The organism is Thermus sp. (genome assembly GCF_056332225.1).
Genome location: NZ_JBWGQW010000195.1, coordinates 1 through 686, shown reverse-complemented (window position 1 = coordinate 686; position 686 = coordinate 1). Strand labels below are relative to the sequence as shown.

The 686-nt window shown below is 70.7% G+C and carries 1 protein-coding gene and 1 pseudogene; both read left to right on the top strand.

Annotated features, from left to right (window positions below):
• Nucleotides 1–393: pseudogene (locus AC01Y6_RS10870) on the top strand (hypothetical protein); the annotation flags it as partial.
• Nucleotides 390–686: hypothetical protein (locus tag AC01Y6_RS10865; protein ID WP_476671541.1), on the top strand; the 297-nt coding region annotated here is incomplete at its 3' end. The pseudogene AC01Y6_RS10870 and the gene AC01Y6_RS10865, both read left to right, overlap by 4 nt.

Here is a 686-nt window from a genome sequence, read left to right as displayed (position 1 = left end):
CCCTTTCCCGTGCCCCTAAGGGACCAGAAGGGGTACGACTTCAGCTTCTCCGGTCTCAAGACCAAGGCCCTCCACGACCCCAAGACCGGGGCCGTGGTCTGGCGGGGCGTGGCCGCGGCCATGGCCGCGCTCCTGGGGGCCCGGGGCGGCGTGGACCTGCCGGAGGAAGACCGCCCCAAGGTCTACGCCCACCTCGCGGCCCACTACCGCCAGTTTGACCGGGAACCCCCCGAGCTTCGGCACTACTCGGAGGAAGAGCTGAGAGCGCTCTTCCCCGAGGTGTACGCCTCTCCCCCGCACGGGGCAGACCTCGAGGCGGTCCGGCTTTTCGGCTACAGGCTCGCCCTGAGGGCGCTCAGGGCCCGACTGGTGGACAAAGGAGGTAGAGGATGAACGAGCTGGTGAAGGAACTGGAGCAGGCGGTCTCCCCGCTTATCGGGGAGATGGAGGCCATCAGGCAGCGGCTGGCCCAGCTGGAACAGGCCGGAGCCCAGCCGGGGGACACCAGGGTAAAGGACCTGGAGGCCCGGCTCGCCGAGTTGGAGGAGCGCTACCGCCTCGCGGCGGCCGGGGTGGTGGGGGCACCGGGGAGGGACACGCCCAACGTAGACGCCCCCTTCCTCGCGGTGGCGGCCCGGGCCGTCCCCGAGGACACTCCACTGCGGCGGGCCATAGACACGAGCGTC